The following is a 3,356-nucleotide window of genomic DNA, read 5'->3' as shown; positions in this document are numbered from 1 at the left end:
GCCCGCAACCGCGCGAGTTCGGCGGCCGCCGCCATCAACCCGAACATCCCCCAGCCGAAGCTGTGCGCCACCCACAGCACGGGAGCGATCGCAACGAATGCCACCGCGCGCACCGCAAACCGCCCCGCGCGCCCCCCAGCGGATCCAGACGGCCAGCGCGCAAAAGGCCAGCGCCTGCGACAGCGCGAAATTGACGAACCCGAACTGGAACGGCCAGGCATAAACGAGCGGCACCACAAGGATCGCGGTCGGCGGCACGCGCCCGTGCGCCTCGCGCGCGGTCCATAACAGGCCGATGACCGTCACCACCGGAATCGCGATCACCGCCAGCTTCGTCGCGGGCTCGAATCCGAAGATACGGGCGAGCGCAGGCACCACCAGGTCCATCCCCAGATTGGGTATCAGTGCCCAGTGAAACGTATAATAGCGCGTTAAATCGGGCGAATCCCCCAGCGCCATCGCGATGTGCCACCGCCCCATATGCCCCGGCAGATCGCCCAGCGGCGGCAGCGCGGGCCACAACAACGGCACCGCCGCCGCGACGACGAGCGCGACCATAAACCAGCCGTGCTCCCACCACCGCGCGCGCTGCGTGGTCACGTCAGTCTCGTTATCAGTCCCCACCATGTGTCCCTGATCGCAGGCCGCCCCTAAAACCGGGTTAACCACCCCGCGTCGAGCAACGAACCTTGCCCCCGCCGCCGCAGCCCACTACCCAGCGCGCTTGATGCAACGTTCAGATCACCGCCCCGCCACCCTCATCGAGGGCGGCGCCGTCTTCCCGCACCGGCACTTGACCGGGATCGACGGGCTCCAGCCGCACGAGATCGCGTTCCTGCTCGACGAGGCGGAAACCTGGGTCGAGGCGAACCGCACCCACGCGACCCCCGACAAGCGGCTCGCCGGGCTCACGCAGATCAACGCGTTCTTCGAGAACAGCACGCGCACGCTGCTGTCGTTCGAGATCGCGGGCAAGCGGCTCGGCGCCGACGTCGTCAACATGCACGCCGCGCAGTCGAGCGTTAAGAAGGGCGAGACGCTGATCGACACCGCGATGACGCTGAACGCGATGCGCGCCGACGTCATCGTCATCCGCCACATGGCGAGCGGTGCGGTGCGGCTGATCGCCGACAAGGTCGACTGCCCCGTCCTGAACGCAGGCGACGGCCGCCACGAACATCCGACCCAGGCGCTGCTCGACGCGCTGACGATCCGCCGCCGGCGCGGATCGATCGCGGGGCAGCGCGTCGTGATCTGCGGCGACGTGCTGCACAGCCGCGTCGCACGCTCGAACATCCTCGCACTCACCGCGCTCGCCGCCGAGGTCCGGGTCTGCGCACCCTCGACGCTGATGCCTGCGGCGATCCACAAGATGGGGGTCACCCCGTTCACCGATTTCGATGCCGCGCTGGAGGGCGCCGACGTGGTCATGATGCTGCGCCTGCAGAACGAGCGGATGGACGGCGCGTACGTGCCCTCCACGCGCGAATACCGGATGCGCTACGGCCTGACGCTCGACCGGCTCGCGCGCGCGGCGCCCGATGCGCTGGTGATGCACCCCGGGCCGATGAACCGCGGCGTCGAGATCGATTCGGCGGTCGCCGACCATGCCCGATCGGCGATCACCGAGCAGGTCGAGATGGGCGTTGCGGTGCGCATGGCGTGCCTCGATGTACTGACCCGCCGGGCGCGCGGCGTGGAGGGCTGGGCATGATCCTCGCGCTCACCAATGCGACGCTCGTCTGCCCGGTCGGCGGCGTCACCAAGGGCAATCTCCTGATCCGCGACGGCGTCGTCGTGGCGACCGGGCTGTTCGAGATCCCCGCCGATGCGCAGACGATCGACTGCGCGGGCAAGACCCTCGCCCCCGGCATCGTCGATCTGGGCGTGGCGAAGATTGACCGGGCCGCGTTCCGCGCGGGCGGCATCGTCCGCGTCGGGCTGATGCCCGACCAGTCGCCCGTGCTCGACGATCCCGGCATCGTCCAGCGCGCTGCGCTGATCGGCAAGCCCGACCTGTGGATCCACCCGATCGCCGCCGCGACTCAGGCGCTCGCCGGTCATGACCTTGCCGAGATGGCAGTCTGCCTGTCGGCGGGTGCGCGCGCGGTCGGCACCGGCAAGGGCTGGATCGCCGACAGTGGCGTCATGCACCGCGTGCTCGCCTATGCGCGCGACCTCGACATCGCGGTCGTCACGCATGCCGAGGATGGCGGACTGACCGCGGGCGCCGTGGCGACCGCAGGCGAAACCGCGACCCGGCTTGGCCTGCCCGCCGCCCCCGCGATCGCCGAGGCGCTGGCGATCGCGCGCGACCTGATGCTGGCCGAGGACACCGGTGCGCGGCTTCACATCCGCCAGGTGACGACCGCCGCAGGCTTCGACCTGATCCGTGCCGCCAAGCGTCGTGGTGTGGCGGTGACCTGCGGCATCACGCCCGCGCATCTCCATTTGTCCGACATCGCGGTCAGCGACTTCCGCAGCTTCGCGCATCTCTCGCCGCCACTCAGGAGCGAATCAGATCGCCAGGCGGCGCTGGCGGCGGTCGCCGACGGCACGATCGACGTGATCTGCTCCGCGCATGATCCGCGCGGGCCCGAGGAAAAGCGCCTGCCCTTCGCCGATTCGAGCGCCGGGATGGCGGGGGCCGAGACGCTGCTGCCGCTCGCGCTGATGCTGGTGCGCGACGAACGGGTCACGCTGTCGGGGCTGTTCGCGCTGCTGAGCCGCAACCCGGCCGCGGTGCTCGGGCTCGACACCGGGACGCTCGAGGTCGGCAAGCCCGCCGATCTGCTGCTGTTCGACGCTCAGGCGCCGTGCAGATCACCGGCGACGCGTTCGCCGCCAGCGCGAACAACACGCCGTTCGACGGCCTGCCGGTGCAGGGCAAGGTACTGCGCGTCTGGAAAGGCGGCCGCGAGATCTGACGGGCATCGTGCGTCGGAGCCCGCCTGTCATTCAGCGGGTCGCGACCTCAACGCCGCCGCCACGCAGCCAAAGCGCCATCTGGTCGCCGGCGCCCTGTCGCACGAAACAGGCGCCACCGGTCGCGCGGTAGCGCCGGCACACCTGATTGGCCTCGTCGCGGCCGAACCCGCCGACCGACAGGCGGTAATAGGCCTCGCCGTTCGTCCTGAACGCCATGCCGTTGGGCTGGCGGCCGGAGAAGCCGTCGAAGCGACGCGTGGCCTGGCTCCAGGCGGCCCTCGCGACGCCGGCATTGTCATAGGCGCCGATCTGGACATACCAGTCGCCCGTCCCTGCCGAGATCGCGCGCACGCCGCGTTGCGCACGCGCGGCGAGCACGGCGCCCTCGCTGCGGCTGGCGAGCATCGTCGGCGTGCCGGCCGGGCAGT

2 protein-coding genes and 2 pseudogenes are annotated in these 3,356 nt (G+C 70.4%); 2 read left to right on the top strand and 2 right to left on the bottom strand.

Going from position 1 to position 3,356, the window contains the following annotated elements:
- Window positions 1-624 (bottom strand): annotated as a pseudogene (locus tag NI18_RS17080) (hypothetical protein); the annotation flags it as partial.
- Window positions 625-727: 103 nt separating this feature from the next.
- Between NI18_RS17080 and NI18_RS17075 the strand changes: the two are divergent.
- Together NI18_RS17075 and NI18_RS17070 are read left to right on the top strand one after the other, a co-directional pair.
- Window positions 728-1,714 (top strand): aspartate carbamoyltransferase catalytic subunit, encoded by a 987-nt coding sequence (locus NI18_RS17075; RefSeq protein WP_031438980.1) that lies wholly within the window; start codon window positions 728-730, stop codon window positions 1,712-1,714.
- Window positions 1,711-2,927: pseudogene (locus tag NI18_RS17070) on the top strand (amidohydrolase family protein). Before NI18_RS17075 ends, NI18_RS17070 begins: the two are co-directional and overlap by 4 nt.
- Window positions 2,928-2,958: 31 nt before the next feature.
- Here the strand turns inward: NI18_RS17070 and NI18_RS17065 are convergent.
- A partial coding sequence (locus NI18_RS17065) for an SPOR domain-containing protein (RefSeq protein WP_037531710.1) occupies window positions 2,959-3,356 on the bottom strand: 398 nt, incomplete at its 5' end.

It is taken from the genome of Sphingomonas sp. Ant20 (genome assembly GCF_000783375.1).
GTDB classification, from domain to species: domain Bacteria; phylum Pseudomonadota; class Alphaproteobacteria; order Sphingomonadales; family Sphingomonadaceae; genus Sphingomonas; species Sphingomonas aerolata.
Note: the sequence above shows the minus strand (reverse complement) of the source record. Positions and strands in the feature narration are given on the sequence as shown.

What these genes read in the sequence shown, in the direction of transcription:
- NI18_RS17075 (WP_031438980.1), top strand. Translation starts at nt 728, where the DNA reads ATGCAACGTTCAGATCACCGCCCCGCCACCCTCATCGAGGGCGGCGCC.